Annotated in this window: 1 protein-coding gene; it reads left to right on the top strand. The window is 59.7% G+C overall.

The window, feature by feature from the left end:
- The first annotated feature begins 60 nt into the window (after nt 1–60).
- Nucleotides 61–21,729 carry an Ig-like domain-containing protein gene (locus EFER_RS02850; RefSeq protein ID WP_000052456.1) on the top strand — a complete coding sequence of 7,223 codons (21,669 nt, stop codon included), beginning with the start codon at nt 61–63 and terminating at the stop codon, nt 21,727–21,729.
- The last annotated feature ends 1 nt before the right edge of the window (nt 21,730 follow it).

Here is a 21,730-nt window from a genome sequence, read left to right on the forward strand (position 1 = left end):
TTGTCTTATTTAGATAAATGGACTCGCTAAGGATTTGCGCCATTTATCAGGGATCTCATTATGAGCCTGATTATTGATGTTATTTCGCGTAAAACGTCCGTCAAACAAACGCTGATTAATCCAGGCGACGTTACGGTTGTCATTTATGAGCCCTCCGTGGTGCAGGTTCATGCTCAGGCATCTGCCGTAGCGCGTTATGTGCGCGATGGAAACGATCTGCTGATTTATATGCAGGACGGCACGGTGATCCGCTGTAATGGTTATTTCCTGCAAGCGGCAAATACCAGCGAGCAATCCGAACTGGTGTTTGCCGATGGGCAACAGCTGACTCATGTCACCTTTGCCGATACCGCGGCGGGTGGATTAGCGCCCGTGGAGCTGACCGCTCAGACTACCGCAATTGAAAGCATTGCGCCGTATCTTGATACCGTCGCTCAGACCAGTGCCTTCCCGTGGGGATGGTTAGCGGGTGCCGCGGTAGGTGGTGGCGCGCTTGGCGCTTTACTGGCAAGCGGTGGTGATGATGACTCAAAAACTGAAGTGGTTAACAACCCTCCGCCAGCCGAACCCGGCAATGCCACGCCATCGTTTTTAGTAACCGATAATCAGGGCGATCAACGCGGTATTCTTTCCGCCAACGATATCACCGATGACACTACGCCAACCTTTAGCGGCAGCGGACAGGCGGGGGCGACCATCCAGATTAAAGACAGCAATGGTGACACCATCGCCAGTACCCAGGTCGGTAGCGATGGACGCTGGAGCGTCGATTTGCCTACGCAAAGTGCGGGCGAACACACCTGGTCGGTGGTGCAAATTGTTGGGAGCACCATTACCAACGCCGGGTCGATAACGTTAACCATCGACAATAGTCAGGCCGCCGTACAGCTCGCCACCACCGCAGGCGATAACATCATTAACGCCAGCGAACAGGCCGCCGGGTTTACTCTTTCTGGCACCAGTAGCCATCTGGCACAGGGAACAGAACTCACCGTCACGCTAAACGGCAAAACCTACACCACCAGCGTAGGCGCTAACGGCGCGTGGAGCGTGCAGGTGCCGACCGCCGACGCGCAAGCGTTAGGCGAAGGGAATCAGGCGGTGCTGGTCAGTGGGAAAGATGCCACGGGCAATACGGTCACTGGCGCGCAGCTGCTAACGGTCGATACCCAACCGCCGACACTTGCCATCAACACCATCGCTCAGGACAACATTGTCAGCGCCTCAGAACATAACGCCTCGCTGGTAGTGAGCGGCACTTCGAACGCAGAAGCCGGGCAAACCGTAACACTGACCGTTAACGGGAAAAGCCACACAGCAACTGTCGGTAGTGACGGAACCTGGCAAGTGACGCTGCCTGCCGCAGAAGTGCAGGCGTTGGCAGATGGTGACTACACCATAAATGCCAGCGTCAGCGACCGGGCAGGAAACACCACCAGCAACAGCGTAAATTTCACAGTAGACACCGGTGCGCCAGTGGTCAGCGTTAACACCGTTGCGGGTGACGATATTCTTAATACCGCCGAACAGATTGTGGCGCAGATTATTTCCGGGCGGGTCAGTGGGGCTTCCCCTGGCGACACGGTCACCGTCAAGTTAGGCGCCACAGTTCTGTCCGGCGTGGTGCAGGCAGACGGTAGCTGGAATGTGGCGCTTGATCCGGCGGTAACTCGCACTTTAGCGCGTGGCCCTAACGATATTATCGTCACGGTGACCGATGCCGCCGGAAATACCGGTACAGCGACTCATAACATCACCCTGGCGGGCGTCGCGCCGCAAGTCGCGATAGATGCTATCAGCGGAGATAACGTACTGAATGCGTTGGAGTCTCAGCAGCCGCTAACGTTAAGCGGCACCAGCAATTTGCCCGATGGCGGTACAGTTAGCGTGACGTTGAATAATGTCACGTATAGCGCTCAGGTCAGCGGCGGCGTCTGGTCGCTGAACGTCCCGGTAAGCGATGTTGTCAATCTGGCGAACACCACTTACACCGTCACTGCCAGCGCCACCGATGTGACCGGCAACACCGGCACCGCGCAGAGCAATTTGCTGGTCGATACGGTGCTGCCGCAGGTGATCATCAACACCTTTGCGGGCGACAACATTGTCAACAACGCCGAAGCGGGAGCAGATCAAACCCTGAGTGGCCTCGTCGTGGGCGCCGCGCAGGGCGATACGGTCACTATTGAACTGGGCGGCAATACTTACACGGCGACGGTGGGCAGCAATCTCACCTGGAGCGTGAACGTTCCGGCGGCAGATTTACAGGCGCTGGACGATGGTGCGTTAACCATTAACGCCTCGGTTACCAACGTGCATGGCAACACAGGCAGCAGTGCGCTTGATATCACCATCAGTGCCGGGCTGCCGGGGCTGCGCATTGACACCATCGCGGGCGATGATGTGATCAATGCCGTTGAGCAGCAGCAAAACCTGATTATCACCGGTAGCAGTACTAATTTGCCCGCCGGAAGAGTGGTCACTGTTTTGCTCGGCGGCAACATCTACCAGGGGGTGACCGACAGCAACGGCAACTGGCAGGTAGGCGTGCCTGCGGCAGATCTACAGGCACTGACGCCGGGTACGATAGTGGTTAATGCCAGCGCAACGGACCCCGCCGGGAACCCGGTTACTATCGATCGCAACGTGGAGGTTAATCCGGGCGCGGTGCTTATTACCATCAATACCGTCTCCGGCGATGACATTATCAATGCCGCAGAAAAAGGCGCGCCATTGACGCTGACCGGTACTACGCAGCTGGTGGAAACCGGGCAAACCGTGGTAGTGAAATTCGCCGGGCAGACCTTTACCACTACCGTTCAGGCAGGTGGCGGCTGGAGCCTGACCGTTCCCGCCAGCGCGGTGAGTAGCCTGGCAGACGGTGCGACGGAAATCACTGCGACCGTCACTAATATCAGCGGTAACACAGGCGACACCTCCCGCACCATTACCGTCGACAGCCAGGCTCCGGCTTTAAGCATCGACTCGCTGACGGCTGATAACATCATTAACGCCGCCGAAAGTGGTCAGGATCTGCAAATCACGGGCACCACTGACGCTCAGCCGGGGCAGACGGTGACCGTCACGCTTAATGGGCAGACCTATCAGGGCGTCGTGCAGTCAGATGGCACCTGGAGCGTGACCGTTCCCGCCGCCAACGTTGACGCATTGGCTGACGGCAACGCCACGGTGACCGCCAGCGTGAACGATATCGCTGGTAACCCGACCAGCGTCTCACGGGTGGCGCTGGTCGATGCCACGCCGCCGGTGGTGACCATTAATCCGGTGGCAACCGATAACGTCATTAACACGCCGGAACATACCCAGGCGCAAATCATCAGCGGCACGGTCACCGGGGCGCAGGCGGGCGATATTGTCACCGTTACGCTGAATAATGTGGATTACACCACGGTGGTGGATGCTTCCGGCAACTGGAGTCTGGGCGTTCCGGCCTCCGTTGTCAGTGGTCTGGTTGACGGCAGTTATCCTGTCAACGTTGCAGTCACTGACCGCGCCGGAAACACGGGGAGCCAGTCACTGACCGTCACGGTTGATACCGCCGCGCCGGTGATTGGTATTAACACCATTGCTGGCGATGATGTGATTAACGCCAGCGAAAAAGGGGCCGATGTTCAAATTACCGGCACCAGCGATCAGCCTGCCAATACTGCCATCACAGTGACGCTTAACGGGCAAAATTACACCACCACGACCGACGCCTCCGGCAACTGGAGCGTCACCGTTCCGGCATCGGCGGTAACCGCACTGGGCCAGGCCAACTATACGGTAACGGCGGCGGTGACCAGCGATATCGGCAACAGCGCCACCGCCAGCCATAACGTGCTGGTCGACAGCGCGCTGCCCGGTGTGACCATTAACCCGGTGGCAACCGACGATATTATTAACGCCGCCGAAGCGGGTGCTGCGCAAACCATCAGCGGGCAGGTTACCGGAGCTGCCGTTGGCGACACGGTAACCGTTACGCTGGGCGGTAATACTTACACCGCCACCGTGCAGGCCAATTTAAGCTGGAGCGTGAGCGTTCCGGCGGCGGATATTCAGGCGCTGGGCAATGGCGATTTAACGGTAAGCGCCTCGGTCACCAATCAAAACGGCAATACCGGCAGCGGCACGCGGGATATCACCATTGACGCCAATCTGCCCGGTCTGCGGGTCGATACGGTGGCGGGTGATGATGTGGTCAATATCATCGAACACGGGCAGGCGCTGGTGGTCAGCGGCAGCAGCTCAGGGCTGGCTGAAGGCACCCCGCTTACAGTTACGATTAATAATGTGGAATACACCACTGCGGTGCAGGCCGATGGTGGCTGGAGCGTGGGCGTCACGGCGGCGCAGGTTAGCGCCTGGCCTGCGGGGACGGTGACGGTTACTGTGTCCGGGGAAAGTAGCGCCGGAAATCCGATAAGCATTACGCATCCGGTAACGGTCGATCTCACGCCAGCGGCGATCACCATCAACACCATCGCTACGGACGACGTGATTAACGCCGCAGAAAAAGGCGCTAATTTAACTCTTTCCGGCACCACCACTAATGTAGAGCCAGGACAAACCGTCACCGTCAACTTTGGCGGGAAAAATTACACCGCCAGCGTGGCGAGCGATGGTAGCTGGACTGCCACCGTTCCTGCCGCCGATCTGGCAGCATTACCTGAGGGCAGCGCCTCCGCGCAGGCCAGCGTCAGCAATATCAATGGCAATAGCGCCTCGGCGGTGCATAACTACAGCGTCGATAGCAGCGCGCCAACCATCATTATCAATACCGTCGCCAGCGACAATATCGTTAACGCCAGCGAAGCCGATACGGGCGTGACGGTGAGCGGCAGCACCACCGCTGAAGCGGGGCAGATTGTCACGGTAACGCTTAACAGCCCAACTGTGCAGACCTATCAGGCAACGGTGCAGGCCGACGGCAGCTGGAGTATTACTATTCCGGCGGCAGATCTTGAGGCATTGACGGATGGCAGCCACACTCTGACGGCAACAGTCAATGACAAAGCGGGCAACCCGGCGAGCACCACGCATAATCTGGCAGTGGATCTCACCGTTCCGGTGCTGACCATCAACACCATTGCGGGCGATGATATTATTAACGCCGCCGAACACGGGCAGGCGCTGGTGATTTCCGGTTCCAGCACCGGCGGAGAAGCGGGCGATGTCGTCACCGTCACGCTAAACAGTAAAACCTACACCACGACGCTGGATGCTTCCGGCAACTGGAGCGTCGGCGTTCCGGCTGCGGATGTCTCTGCGCTGGGCAGCGGCCCGCAAACCGTGACGGCGACCGTTACCGATGTGGCTGGCAACAGCGACAACGAGACGCACACGGTCACCGTTAACCTTACCGCGCCGACCATTGGCATCAACCCCATTGCCAGCGATGACGTGATTAATGCCACGGAAAAAGGCGCGGATCTGCAAATCTCCGGCACCAGCAATCAGCCAGCAGGCACCACAATTACGGTGACGCTGAACGGGCAAAATTACTCCGCCACGACGGACGCCGCAGGCAACTGGAGCACCACGGTGCCAGCCTCTGCCGTCGGTGCGCTGGGCGAAGCCAGTTACACGGTGACGGCGAACGTCACCGACAGCGCGGGCAACAGCAATTCCGCCAGCCATAACGTGCAGGTGAATACCGCGCTGCCGGGTGTCACCATTAATCCGGTGGCGACCGACGATATTATTAACGCGGCGGAATCGGGCGTGGCGCAGACTATCAGCGGCCAGGTGACGGGCGCGGCGGCGGGCGATACGGTTACCGTGACGATTGGCGGGAAAACCTACACCGCTACCGTGCAGGGCAATTTTAGCTGGAGCGTGGACGTTCCGGCGGCGGATATTCAGGCCATCGGTAATGGCGACCTGACAGTTAACGCCTCGGTAACCAACGGCGTGGGTAATACCGGCAGCGGTGCGCGCGATATTGTGATAGATGCCAATCTGCCAGGTCTGCGCGTTGATACCGTGGCGGGCGATGATGTGGTTAACAGCATCGAGCACGGTCAGGCACTGGTGATAACCGGTAGCAGCAGCGGGCTGGCGGCGGGCGCGGCGCTGACGGTGGTGATTAACACGGTCACTTACGCTGCGACAGTATTAGCCGATGGCACATGGAGCCTTGGCGTTCCGGCAGCAGATGTGGGCAACTGGCCTGCGGGGACGGTGGATATCACGGTTTCAGGCGCCAGTAGCGCAGGAAACCCGGTCACCATCACCCATCCGGTCACCGTCGATCTGGCGGCGGTGGCGATCTCCATTAACACCGTTTCCGGCGACGATGTGATTAACGCCGCTGAAAAAGGGGCCGATTTAACCCTTTCCGGCAGCACTTCCGGCGTGGAAGCGGGGCAAACCGTCACCGTCACCTTTGGCGGCAAAACCTATACCGCTACCGTAGCGGGCGATGGCAGCTGGACAACCACTGTACCTGCCGCCGATCTCAGCGCGTTACGTGACGGCGACGCCACGGTACAGGCCAGTGTCAGCAATATTAACGGCAACACGGCTTCGGCAACCCACGCCTACAGCGTCGACGCCACGGCACCGACGCTTGCCATTAACACTATTGCCACAGACGATATTCTTAACGCCGCTGAGGCGGGCAATCCGTTAACCATCAGCGGCACCAGCACCGCCGAAGCGGGGCAAACGGTAACCGTCACGCTTAATGGTGTGGCTTACATCGGCACCGTTCAGGCGGGCGGTAGCTGGAGCGTCAGCGTGCCGACAACAGATCTCAGCAATCTGACCGCCAGCCCGTACACGGTCAGCGCCTCGGTAAGCGACAAAGCGGGTAACCCGGCGACCGCCACTCACGGCCTGGCGGTGGATCTCACCGTGCCAGTTTTAACCATTAACACCGTCTCCGGCGATGACATCATTAATGCCGCCGAACACGGACAGGCGCTGGTGATCTCCGGTTCCAGCACTGGCGGGGAAGCGGGCGATGTCATCACCATCACGTTAAACAGTAAAACCTACACTACCACGCTGGACGCCTCCGGCAACTGGAGCGTCGGCGTTCCGGCAGCAGACGTCACTGCGCTGGGCAGCGGCCCGCAAACCATCACTGCGGCAATTACCGATACGGCAGGCAACAGCGATGATGCCAGCCGCACGGTCACCGTAAATCTCACCGCGCCAACCATTGGCATCAACACTATCGCCAGCGATGACGTGATTAACGCCACAGAAAAAGGCGCGGATCTGCAAATCACCGGCACCAGTAATCAGCCCGCAGGCACCACAATAACGGTGACGCTGAACGGGCAAAATTACACCGCTACCACTGATAGCAGTGGCAACTGGAGCGCCACGGTGCCAGCCTCGGCAGCTAGCACGTTGGGTGAAGCCAACTACACGGTAACGGCGAGCGTTACCGACACGGCAGGCAACAGTAATTCCGCCAGCCATAATGTGCTGGTCAACAGCGCCTTACCTGGCGTTACCATTAACGCAGTGGCAACCGATGACATTATTAACGCCGCCGAAGCGGGCAGTGCGCAAACCATCAGCGGGCAGGTGACGGGCGCGGCGGCGGGCGATACGGTCACCGTCACGCTGGGCGGCAACACCTACACCGCTACGGTGCAGGCTAATTTAAGCTGGAGTGTCAGCGTTCCGGCGGCGGATATTCAGGCGCTTGGTAACGGCGACCTGACAGTTAACGCCTCAGTCACCAATGGCGTTGGCAACACGGGCAGCGGCTCGCGGGATATCACTATCGATGCCAATCTGCCTGGTTTGCGGGTCGATACCGTAGCGGGCGATGATGTTATTAACAGCATTGAGCACAATCAGGCGCTGGTGATAACAGGTAGCAGCACCGGGCTGACGGCAGGAACGGCATTAACGGTCGTGATTAACAACGTCACTTACGCTGCCACGGTGTTAGCTGACGGTACATGGAACCTCGGTGTTCCGGCGGCAGACGTCAGCAACTGGCCTGCGGGTACGGTGGATATCACGGTAAGCGGTACTAACAGCGCCGGAACAACCTCCACCATTACCCATCCGGTTACCGTCGATCTGGCGACGGTCGCCATAACCATTAACACTCTCTCCGGCGATGATGTGATCAATGCCGTCGAAAAAGGCGAAACGCTGGTGGTGAGCGGCAGTACCAGCGGTGTAGAAGCCGGGCAGACGGTGACCGTCACCTTTGGCGGCAAAAATTACACCACCACTGTGGAAGCCAACGGTAGCTGGACGGTGAATGTGCCGCCTGCCGATCTCGCTGCGTTGCCGGACGGCGCGGGCAACGTGCAGGCGAGTGTCAGCAACATTAACGGCAACAGCGCCCAGGCCGATCGCGCGTACAGCGTCGATGCCACCGCGCCGCTTGTGACCATCAACACCATCGCCAGCGACGATATTCTCAACGTGAGTGAAGCGGGCGCGGGGATAACCATCAGCGGCACCACCACGGCGCAGGCCGGGCAGACGCTGACTGTCACGCTCAATAACAACACGTACCAGACTACCGTCCAGGCCGATGGCACCTGGAGTGTGAACGTTCCGGCGACAGATTTAAGCGGATTAACCGCCAGCAGTTATACCGTGACCGCCACGGTGAGCGACAAAGCGGGCAACCCGGCAAGCGCGGATCATGCACTGGCGGTGGACGTTACCGCGCCGGATCTCACCATTAACACCGTCGCGGGCGATGACATTATCAACGCCATCGAACACGGGCAGGCGCTGGTGGTGAGCGGAACCAGTACGGGCGCGGCGGCAGGCGATGTGGTGACCGTCACGCTGAACGGTAAAAACTACACCACCACGCTGGACGCCTCCGGTAACTGGAGTGTGGGTATTCCGGCGGCGGATGTCACGGCACTGGCAATCGGTAGCCAGACCATCACCGCCAGCCTGAGCGATCGCGCGGGCAACAGCGACAGCACGACTCACGATGTGACCGTTGATCTCAGTGGCCCGACGCTGACCATTAACACTGTCTCCGGTGATGACATTATTAATAATGCGGAGAAAACCCAGGATCTGATCATCAGTGGCGTCTCCAGCGGCCTGGCGGCAGGCACTACGGTCACGGTGATGTTGAACGGCCTGGCGTACAGCGCCACTACCGATAGTTCCGGTAACTGGAGCGTTACCGTGCCTGCTTCGGCGGTCGGCGCACTGGGCGAGGCGGTATACCAGATTAGCGCCAGTGCCACCGACAGCGCGGGCAACAACGGCAGCACCACCCATACGGTGAATGTCGAATCGCTCCTGCCAGGGGTAATCATTAATACTGTGGCGGGTGATGACATTATCAACGCCGCTGAAATCGCCGTTAACCAGACCCTCAGCGGACAGGTTACGGGGACGGCAGCAGCAGGAGATACGGTCACTGTCACGCTCGGCGGTAATCAATACATTACCACCGTGCAGCCAGATTTAAGCTGGAGCGTCAGCGTGCCTGCGGCAGATTTGCAGGCGCTGGGTAACGGTGAACTGACCATTAGCGCCTCGGTGACCAATTCCGCAAATAATACTGGCACCGCAACGCACGACATCGTGATAGACGCCAATCTGCCAGGCCTGCGGGTTGATACCGTGGCAGGCGATGATGTGATTAACAGCATTGAGCACACTCAGGCGCTGGTGGTCACCGGTAGCAGTAGCGGACTGGCGGCGGGCGCGGCGTTGACGGTAGTCATCAACAACGTCACCTACGGCGCAACGGTACTCGCCGATGGCACCTGGAGCGTCGGCGTTCCGTCGGCAGATGTCACAAACTGGCCTGCGGGGACGGTCAATATTGCCGTCTCTGGCACCAATACCGCAGGAACCACAACCAGCATTAGCCATCCGGTCACGGTCGATCTCGCTGCCGTGGCGATTACCATCAACACCCTTTCCACTGACGATGTGATAAACGCCGCCGAGAAAGGTACTGATTTGCAGCTTTCCGGCACCACCTCAGATGTGGAAGCGGGGCAGACTATTACCATTATTTTCGGTGGCAAAAGCTACACCACCACGGTTGCCGCGGATAATACCTGGGGGCTGACGATCCCAGCAGCCGATCTCGCAACCTTGCCGGATGGCGCAGCAGACATCCAGGCCAGCGTCAGCAACGTCGCGGGTAACAACGCCCAGGCAACGCATGTTTATAGCGTCGATGCCACCGCGCCCTCTGTTACTATCAACACCATCGCCAGCGACGATATTCTTAATGCCGCCGAAGCGGGATCGGCGCTGACCATCAGCGGCACCAGCACCGCAGAAGCCGGGCAGACAGTGACCGTGACGCTAAACGGCATCAATTACAGCGGCAACGTGCAGGCAGACGGGAGCTGGAGCGTCAGCGTACCAACTGGCGATTTAGCCGAACTTACCGCCAGCCCCTATACGGTGAGCGCGGCGGTCAGCGACAAAGCGGGCAACCCAACCTCGGCAACGCATAACCTGACGGTAGACCTTGCCGCTCCGGTCGTCACCATTAACACGGTAGCGGACGATGACGTGATTAACGCCACGGAACATGCTCAGGCGCAGATTATCAGCGGCTCGGCAACGGGCGCGACGACGGGTAACACGGTTTCCGTGACGATTGGCACGACCACCTACACCACCGTGCTGGACGCCAACGGCAACTGGAGCATCGGTGTGCCTGCCAGCGTGATTTCCGCGCTGGCCCAGGGCGATGTGACCATTACCGCCACGGTTACCGACTCCGCAGGCAACAGCGGCACGGCCTCGCACACTGTCAGCGTGGCGCTCGGTGCACCGATACTCGCCATTAACACCATCGCCGTCGATGACATCATCAACGCCACGGAGAAAGGCGCGGATCTGTCGATTTCCGGCACCAGCAACCAGCCTGCGGGCACGCAGGTAACTGTTACGCTCAACGGGCAAAATTACACCACCACTGCCGATGCTTCCGGGAACTGGAGCGTGACTGTTCCGGCGTCTGCGGTTGGTACGCTCGGTGAAGCGACTTATACGGTGACTGCCGCCGCAACCGATGTTGATGGCAATAGCGGTTCCGCCAGCCATAACGTGCAGGTTAATACCGCGCTACCGGGCGTCACCATTAACGTTGTGGCAACGGACGATATTATTAACGCCGCCGAAGCGGGGGCAACTCAAACTATCAGCGGGCAGGTCACGAGGGCCGCGGCGGGCGACACGGTGACCGTGACGCTAGGCGGGGCGACTTACACCGCTACGGTACAGGCAGACTTAAGCTGGAGTGTCGATGTTCCGGCTTCGGCGTTACAGTCGTTGGGCAACGGAGAGCTGACCATTTCGGCTTCGGTAACGAACAGCGTAGGCAATACCGGTAACGGCACGCGCGAAATCACCATAGACGCGAATCTCCCCGGTCTGCGGGTCGATACCGTGGCGGGCGATGATGTGGTCAATATCATCGAGCATGGTCAGGCGCTGGTGATTACCGGCAGCAGCTCTGGGCTGGCGGTGGGTAGCAATGTCACGCTGACCATTAACGGGCAAACCTATGTTGCGGCATTGCTGGCCGATGGCACCTGGAGCGTCGGCGTTCCGGCGGTGGATGTCAGCGCCTGGCCTGCGGGGGCGCTGACGATTACGGCGAGCGGCAGCACTACCGCCGGAAACCCGGTCAGCGTTACGCATCCGGTGACTGTCGATCTCTCGGCGGTGGCTGTCAGCGTCAACGCCATTACCGCCGATGATGTGATTAACGCCGCCGAAAAAGGCGCGGCATTAACGCTCTCCGGCAGCACCTCTGGCGTGGAGGCCGGGCAAACGGTCACCGTGACCTTTGGCGGTAAAACCTATACTGCAAGTGTCGCGGCGAATGGTTCCTGGAGCACCACGGTTCCGGCGGCGGATATGGCAGCCCTGCGTGATGGTGATGCCAGCGCGCAGGCCAGCGTCAGCAACGTTAACGGCAACAGTGCCACCACTACTCACGCTTACAGCGTCGATGCCACCGCGCCAACGGTGACCATTAACACCATTGCGGGCGACGATATTCTTAACGCCGCCGAAGCGGGTGCGGCGCTGACAATCACCGGCAGCAGCACGGCGGAAGCCGGGCAGACGGTGACCGTCACGCTCAATGGCGCAAATTATACTGGCACGGTACAAACGGACGGCAGTTGGAGTATCAGCGTACCGCCAGCCGACTTAAGCGCTCTGACCGCCAGCAACTACACCGTCAGCGCGGCGGTGAGCGACAAGGCCGGAAACCCGACCTCGGTTAACCACAACCTGACGGTGGATACTTCCGTTCCGGTCGTCACCATCAACACTGTCGCGGGTGATGATGTGATCAACGCGACGGAACACGCCCAGGCGCAGATTATCAGCGGCTCTGCCACTGGTGCGGCAACCGGTAACACCGTGACGGTGACTATCGGCACAAATACCTTCACCACGGTGCTGGATGCCAGCGGCAACTGGAGCGTCGGCGTCCCGGCAAGCGTTGTTTCGGCACTGGCAAACGGCACGGTGACCATTAACGCCAGCGTCACTGACGCCGCCGGAAACAGCGGCAACGCCAGCCATCAGGTGACGGTCAATACCGGGCTGCCGACCATTACCTTTAACGCCATCAGCAGCGATAACGTCCTGAACGCCGATGAAAAAGGCCAGCCGTTGACCATCAGCGGTAGCAGTACGGGGCTGGCGACCGGCGCACAGGTTACCGTCACGCTCAACGGTCATAACTACAGCGCCACCACCGACGCAGCAGGCAACTGGACCTTAACCGTGCCGGTGAGCGATCTGGCGGCCTTAGGTCAGGCTAACTATACCGTCAGCGCCAGCGCCACCAGTGCGGCAGGCAACACCGCCAGCAGCCAGGCGAATTTACTGGTCGACAGCGGCCTGCCAGGCGTCACCATCAATACCGTGGCGGACGACGATATTATCAACGCCGCCGAAGCCGGGGCCGATCAAACCATCAGCGGGGTGGTCACTCGTGCCGCCGCTGGCGATACGGTTACCGTCACGCTGGGCGGCAACACTTACACCACCACGGTACAGGGCAACTTAAGCTGGAGTATCAGCGTTCCGGCAGCCGATCTCCAGGCGCTGGGCAATGGCGATCTGACCATTACCGCCTCAGTCACCAACGCGAATGGCAACACTGGCAGCGGTACGCGGGATATCACCATTGACGCCAACCTGCCAGGTCTGCGCGTGGATACCGTCGCGGGCGATGATATCGTCAACAGCATCGAGCATGGTCAGGCACTGGTGATCACTGGTGGCAGTAGTGGCCTGAATGCAGGTGCTGTGCTGACGGTTACCATCAACAGTGTGGCTTATTCTGCCACGGTACAGGCAGACGGGAGCTGGAGTGTCGGCATTCCGGCGGCAAACGTCAGCGCCTGGCCTGCGGGGCCGTTAACCGTTGACGTGACAGGCCAGAGCAGCGCCGGAAATCCGGTCAGCGTCAGCCATCCGTTCACCGTCGATTTAACGGCGGTGGCAATCAGCATCAACACCGTTGCCAGCGATGACGTAATTAACGCCGCCGAAAAAGGCACCGACCTGACCCTTTCTGGCAGCACCAGCGGAATTGAAAGTGGGCAAACCGTTACCGTCACTTTTGGCGGCAAAACCTACACCGCCAGCGTCGCTGCCAATGGAAGCTGGAGCGTAAACGTTCTGGCGGCGGATTTGGCAAGCCTGCCAGACGGCGCGGCGACCGTGCAGGCCAGTGTCAGCAGTGCGAGCGGCAACAGCGCGTCGGCAACTCATGCGTACAGCATTGACGCCAGCGCGCCGACGCTCACCATAAACACCATCGCCAGCGATGACATCCTTAACGCCACGGAGGCGGGAAACCCGCTCACCATCAGCGGCACCAGCACCGCCGAAACCGGGCAGACGGTCACCGTCACCCTTAACGGCGCAACTTACACCGGTAATGTACAGGAGGACGGTAGCTGGAGCGTCAGCGTTCCCACTTCAGCCCTGGGCGCTCTGACTGCAAGCAATTACACCGTCAGCGCCACGGTCAACGACAAAGCGGGCAATCCCGGCAGCGCCAGCCATAATCTGGCGGTAGACACCACCGCGCCGGTTCTCACTATTAACACCGTGGCAGGCGATGACATCATTAACGACGCCGAACACGCACAGGCGCTGGTGATCTCCGGTACCAGCACGGGCGGGGAAGCGGGCGATGTGGTGAGCGTTGTGCTCAATGGCAAAACGTATACCACGACGCTGGATGCCTCCGGCAACTGGAGCGTTGGCGTTCCAGCAGCGGATGTTGCGGTACTCAGTAGCGGCGCACAGACCATCACCGCCAGCGTCAGCGATCGGGCGGGCAACAGCGACGACGCCAGCCGAACCGTCACCGTTAACCTCACCGCGCCAGCGATTAGCATCAACACCATCGCGGGCGATGACGTGATCAACGCGACGGAAAAAGGATCGAATCTGGCGCTTTCCGGCACCAGCGATCAGCCTGCGGGCACGGCGATCACCGTCACGCTGAATGGACAAAACTACAGCGCCACCACCGATGCCTCCGGCAACTGGAGCGTCACCGTGCCCGCCTCGGCGGTCAGTGCGCTGGGCGAAGCCACCTACAGCGTGACGGCGAGCGTCACCAACGCCCAGGGCAACAGCAGTACTGCCAGCCATAATGTGCAGGTCAATACCGCGCTGCCAGGCGTCACCATTAATCCGGTGGCGACGGACGACATTATCAATGCCGCCGAAGCGGGTAGCGCACAAACCATCAGCGGCCAGGTAACCGGGGCGGCGGCGGGCAGCACCGTCACCGTTACGCTGGGCGGTAAAACTTACACCGCCACTGTGCAGGCTGATTTAAGCTGGAATGTAAGCGTACCAGCCGCTGACTGGCAGGCGTTAGGTAACGGTGAATTAACGGTTAATGCCTCGGTGACCAACGCCGTTGGCAACACCGGCAGCGGCATGCGTGATATCACCATCGATGCCAGTCTGCCCGGTCTGCGGGTGGATACCGTCGCAGGCGATGATGTGGTCAATATCATCGAACACGGTCAGGCACAGGTGATCACCGGGAGCAGCTCCGGCTTTACGGCAGGCACGGCGCTGACCGTGGTGATAAATAACCAAACTTATGCCGCCACGGTGTTGGCGAACGGCAGCTGGAGCGTCGGCGTTCCGGCGGCGGATGTCAGCAACTGGCCTGCGGGAACGCTGAATATTACCGTTAGCGGGGCGAACAGTGCCGGAACACAAACCAGCATTACCCATCCGGTGAGCGTTGATCTCACTACCGTTGCCATCAGCATTAACGCTATTACCCCTGATGATGTGATTAACGCCGCCGAAAAAGGCGCGGCGCTAACGCTTTCCGGCAGCACGTCCGGCGTCGAAGCGGGGCAAACCGTTACTATTACCTTTGGCGGCAAAACCTACACCACCACGGTGGCGGCAAACGGTAGCTGGAGCACCACCGTTCCGACTGCGGATTTGGCGGCTCTGCGTGACGGCGATGCCAGCGCCCAGGTGCGGGTGACTAACGTCAACGGCAACAGCGCCACGACAACGCATGAATACAGCGTCGATAGCGCCGCGCCAACGGTGACCATCAACACCATTGCCAGCGATAACATCATCAACGCCAGCGAAGCGGCGGCGGGCGTAACGGTTTCCGGCACCAGCACGGCGGAAACCGGGCAAACGCTCACCGTCACGCTAAACGGCACTAACTACCAGACCACGGTGCAGGCAGACGGCAGCTGGAGCTTAACGCTGCCTGCCAGTGACTTAACCGCACTTGCCAATAACGGCTACACCCTGACTGCCACGGTCAGCGATCTGGCGGGTAACCCTGGCAGCGCCAGCAAAGGCGTCACCGTCGATACCACCGCGCCCGTCATCAGCTTCAACACCGTGGCGGGTGATGATGTGATTAATAACGTCGAACACTCTCAGGCGCAGATTATCAGCGGCACCGCCACGGGCGCGGTGGCGGGTGACCGCCTGGTGGTGACCATCGCCGGGCAGCAGTATGTCACCAGCACCGATGCCAGCGGCAACTGGAGCGTTGGCGTGCCAGCCAACGTGGTTTCCGGCCTTGCAGACGGCACGGTGACCATCAGCGCCACTATCACCGATAGCGCAGGCAACAGCAGCACCCAGACCCACAACGTGCAGGTGAACACAGCGGCAGTGTCGCTCTCAGTTAGCACCATCAGTGGCGATAATATTATTAACGCCGCCGAAGCAGGCAGTGCGCTGACCCTGAGCGGCACTGGCACTAATTTCGCGACAGGCACGGTGGTGACCGTGTTGCTTAATGGCAAGGGCTACAGCGCCACCATTCAGAACAACGGGAGCTGGAGCGTGAATGTGTCGGCGGCAGACGTCGCGGCACTTGCGGATGGCACCAGCTACACGGTTAGCGCCTCCGCCCAGGACAGCGCAGGAAACAGCGCCACGGCCTCGCGCAGCGTGGCGGTAGATCTCACCGCGCCGGTTATCAGCATCAACACCGTTTCGACGGACGATCGACTCAACGCCGCCGAACAGCAGCAGCCGTTAACTCTTAATGGCTCGACCAGCGCGGAAGTGGGGCAGACGGTCACTGTCACCTTTGGCGGCAAAACTTACACTGCCACGGTTGCCGCCAATGGCACCTGGGCGCTGAACGTGCCTGCGGCAGATCTGGCAGCGCTCGGGCAGGGCGCACAGACTATTACCGCCAGCGTGAACGATCGCGCCGGTAACCCTGGTCAAACCACGCACGCCCTGACCGTCGATACCGTTGCGCCAACGGTCACCATCGCCACCGTTGCGGGTGACGATATTATCAACAACGCCGAACAGCTTGCCGGGCAGACTATCAGCGGCACCACCACCGCCGAAGTAGGTCAGACTGTCACCGTCACCTTTAACGGACAGACCTGGACCGCAACGGTCGGCAGTGGCGGAAGCTGGTCGGTGTTTATTCCGGCGCAGCAGTTTGCCGGATTAAGCGACGGCAGCTACACCATTAGCGCGACGGTCAGCGATCAGGCCGGAAACCCTGGTAGCGCCAGCCGTGGCGTGACGTTGAATGGCGGCGTGCCAACGGTCACCATCAATACCTTTGCGGGCGATGATGTGGTGAACGCGGCGGAACACGGCGCGTCTTTGGTGATCAGCGGCACCACCACCGCCCCAGTCGGGCAGACGCTGACTCTGACCTTAAACGGTAAAACCTACACCACTACGGTGCAGACCGGTGGTAGCTGGAGCTACACCCTCGGCAGCGCCGATGTCACCGCGCTGGCGGACGGCAATGCCTATGTGATTAACGCTTCGGTGAGCAATGCCATTGGCAACATCGGTAGCAGCAATCACACCATTACCGTCGATCTCAGCGCCCCGGCGATGGGCATTAATATTGATTCCCTGCAAGCCGACACTGGCCTTAGCGCCAGCGACTTTATCACCAGCGTCAGCCCGGTGGTGGTCAACGGCTCACTCACCGCCGCGCTTGCCAGTAACGAGACGGCGCAAATCAGTATCGACGGCGGTGTAACCTGGAGCACGCTTACCGTTACTGGCACGACCTGGCGCTATAACGACAGCCGCACGCTGACCGATGGTAACTATCTCTATCAGGTGCGGGTGATTGATGCGGCGGGCAACGTCGGGGCGACTGATAGCCAGAATGTGGTGATCGACACTACTGCGCCAGATCCCGCGGTGAAAACCATCGCCATTAGCGCGATCACCACCGATACAGGTCTGATTACTAATGATTTTGTCACCAGCGACACGACGCTTGCAGTGAGTGGTACGCTCGGCGCGCCGCTCTCTGCTGGTGAGTTCGCGCAAATCAGTATCGATGGCGGCACCACCTGGCAGAATCTGGCGGTAAATGGATTAACCTGGACTTATCTTGACGGGCGCACGCTGACCGACGGTAACTACAACTATCAGGTACGGGTGATCGACACCGCCGGAAATATCGGCGCGACCGCCAGCCAGATAGTCACCGTGGATACCACCGCGCCGCTGGCGAGCAAAACCATCGTCATTGCGGGCATCAGCGATGACACCGGGTTAAGCAGCAGCGATTTTGTGACCCGTGACACTACGCTGACCGTGCGCGGGACGCTCGGCGCGGCGCTGGCGGCAGATGAACGGGCGCAAATCAGCCTTGATGGTGGCGTTACCTGGGCCACCTTAACCGTTATCGGCACCAGCTGGAGCTATGCCGATGGTCGCACGCTCACCGACGGCACATGGAATTACACGGTGCGGGTGGTGGATCTGGCGGGGAATGTCGGGCAGACCGCGACGCAAAACGTGGTGGTTGACACCATCATCCCGGAAGCGGCGAAAAGCATCACTATTACCGGTATCAGCGATGACACCGGAGCCAGCAGCAGCGATTTTATTACCAGCGACACCACGCTTACCGTGCGCGGCGTGCTGGGCGCGGCGCTCGGCGCTAATGAGTTCGCGCAAATCAGTACCGACAACGGCGCAACCTGGGTGAACGTGACCGTTGCCGCAGACGGTCTGAACTGGACATATGTGGACGGGCGTACGCTGACCAACGGCACCACCACCTGGCAGGTGCGGGTGGTTGATTTAGCGGGCAACGTTGGCGCAACCGGCAGCCAGTCGGCGCAGATTGACACCGTTAACCCGGCGCAGGTGCTCACCATCGCCAGCATCAGCACCGATACGGGGAGTTCGGCCACCGACTTTATCACCAGCGATACCACGCTCACGCTGACCGGTTCGCTGGGGGCGGGGCTTGCCAGCGGCGAAGTGGCGCAGATTAGCCTCGATGGCGGCGCGACCTGGACCACGCTCACCACCAACGGTACGCAGTGGACTTACACTGACAGCCGCACGCTGACCGACGGCAGCTACGTTTATCAGGTACGGGTGCTGGATCTGGCGGGAAATACAGGTCCGGTGGTATCGAAAACGGTGGTGGTCGATACGATTAACCCCACCGCCACGCCGACCATTGTGTCGTATACCGATGATGTCGGGCAGCGGCAGGGGACGTTTAGCAATTCGCAGGCCACTGACGACACCACGCCGTTGCTCAACGGCGTGCTCTCTGCGCCGCTTGCCAGCGGTGAAGTCGTTTACCTTTACCGTAACGGTCTGCTGTTAGGTGCGGTAACGATGGTCGGCGCGCTGAACTGGACTTACAGCGACAGTGGTCTGGTCAGCGGTGCCTATACCTACAGCGCACGAGTGGTGGATCTGGCGGGGAATATCACCTCCTCCAGCGATTTTGTTCTGACGGTCGATACCTCAATTCCGACCACGCTTGCGCAAATCACCAATCAAACTACGCGCGATACCACGCCGATTATCAGCGGCGTAATCACGGCGGCACTCGCCAGCGGGCAGTATGTTGAAGTGGTGATCAACGGCAAAACCTACACCTCGCAGCCGGGCGGTGCGGTGGTGGTCGATCCGGCGCACAACACCTGGTATGTGCAACTGCCGGATACCGACGCGCTGGCGGCGTCTGCGACCGCCTATAACGTCACCGCGCAGGTGAAAAGCTCGGCGGGCAACGGCAATACCGCTAACGTCAGCAACGGCACAGTCACTGTTAACGCGGCAATTGATTACACACCAGCCTGGACCACCACCAGCAAATCCACCGCCTGGGGGCTGACCTACGGCCTCGACACACACGGGATGTGGACGGTGCTGGCCAACCAGCAAATTATGCAATCCACCGATCCGCTCACCTGGTCGAAAACCGCCCTGACGCTGGTGCAAAGTGGCAACAACTATGCCACCAGCTCCATCGCCGATTACAACCGTAACGGTACGGGCGATCTGTTTATTACTCGCGATGACTACGGCACGGGGTATATCAACGGCTTTACTAATAACGGCGATGGTACGTTTTCCAGCGCCATCCAGGTGAACGTTGGCACCCTGACGTGGTATGGCTCGATTGTGGCGTTTGATAAAGAGGGCGACGGTTATCTTGATTTCTGGATTGGCGACGCCGGGGGGCCGGACTCCAACACTTTCCTGTGGAACAACGCCGGCACCCTGACAGGCAACTCCACCACTGCTAATAACGGGGGGAGTGCTACGGTCGGTGGGGCGGTGACAGGTTATTTGTCACTCAACGAAGGTTCCGGTGTCGATCTTAATAATGACGGCAGGATTGACCTGGTTCAGCACACTTTCAACCTGAACAACAACTTCACCCTCTCATCGTTGATAAGTCAGGGCAATGGCACCTTCGTCTGGGGACAAAACACCGTCAATACTTTCCTCAGTAGTCCCGGCTCGGGGGGGAACTCGACATCCGTTTCCATGACATGGGCCGATTTCGATGGTGACGGCGATATGGATCTCTTCCTGCCCGCCAGCCAGGGAAGAGCTAACTACGGCTCCCTGTTATTCAACACCAACGGCGTGCTGGGTAGCCCGGTGGCGGTCGGCGCGACGGCAACCACCTATGCCAGTCAATTCAGTCTGGCCGTCGACTGGGATCATGACGGGTTAATGGATATCGCCCGTATCGCCCAGACCGGGCAGTCGTATCTTTATACCAACGTCAGCAACGCCAGCAACTGGACGCAGTCGGCACTCGGCGGCAGCCAGAGCGGCACCACCAGCGGCGTGGCGGCAATGGACTACGACTGGGACGGCGCGGTGGATGTGCTGGTAACCAAACAGTCAGGCAGCGTGTTCCTGATCCGCAACACCAACACGGTGAGCTACGGCACCTCGCTGCACCTGCGTATCACCGATCCTAACGGTATTAACGTCTATTACGGCAATACCGTGAAGCTGTACAACTCGGCGGGTGTGCTGGTGGCGACACAAATCATCAACCCGCAGTCGGGAATGGGCGTTAACGACACCTCGGCGCTGGTCAACTTCTACGGACTTAACGCTGGAGAAACCTACAACGCGGTGCTGATCAAATCCACCGGCACTACCGCCAGCAATATCGACCAGACGGTGAATACCAGCTGGGGCGGCTTACAGGCCACCGATGCTACTCACGCTTACGATCTCAGCGCCGAAGTAGGCACCGCGAGCAACAACGGCAAGTTTGTCGGCACTGGCTATAACGACACCTTCTTCGCCACCGCAGGCACCGACACCTACGACGGCTCCGGCGGCTGGGTGTACAGCTCCGGCACAGGAACCTGGCTAGCGAACGGCGGCATGGACGTGGTCGATTTCCGTCTCTCAACGGTGGGCGTGACCGCTAACTTAAGCGTCACCACCGCCCAGGCCACAGGTTTTAATACCTCGACATTTACCAATATCGAGGGGATTTCCGGCTCGAATTTTAATGATACTCTGACCGGCAGCAGCGGCGATAACCAACTGGAAGGGCGCGGCGGTAACGACACCATTAATATCGGTAACGGCGGTCACGACACCTTGCTCTATAAACTGCTCAGCGCCAGTGACGCTACCGGCGGCAACGGATCGGACGTGGTGAATGGCTTTACGGTAGGCACCTGGGAAGGCACCGTCGACACCGATCGCATTGATATTCGTGAACTGTTACAGGGCAGTGGCTACACCGGAAACGGCAAAGCCAGCTATGTCAACGGCGTGGCAACGCTGGATGCCCAGGCCGGAAACATCGGTGATTTTGTCAAAGTCACCCAGAGCGGCAGCGACACCATCGTGCAGATCGACCGCGATGGCTCGGGCGGCAATTTTGCGACAGCTAACGTGGTCACGCTGACGGGCGTGCACACCGACCTCGCCACCTTACTGGCGAATCATCAGTTGATGGTGGTGTAGA

This window comes from Escherichia fergusonii ATCC 35469 (genome assembly GCF_000026225.1).
GTDB classification, from domain to species: Bacteria; Pseudomonadota; Gammaproteobacteria; order Enterobacterales; family Enterobacteriaceae; genus Escherichia; species Escherichia fergusonii.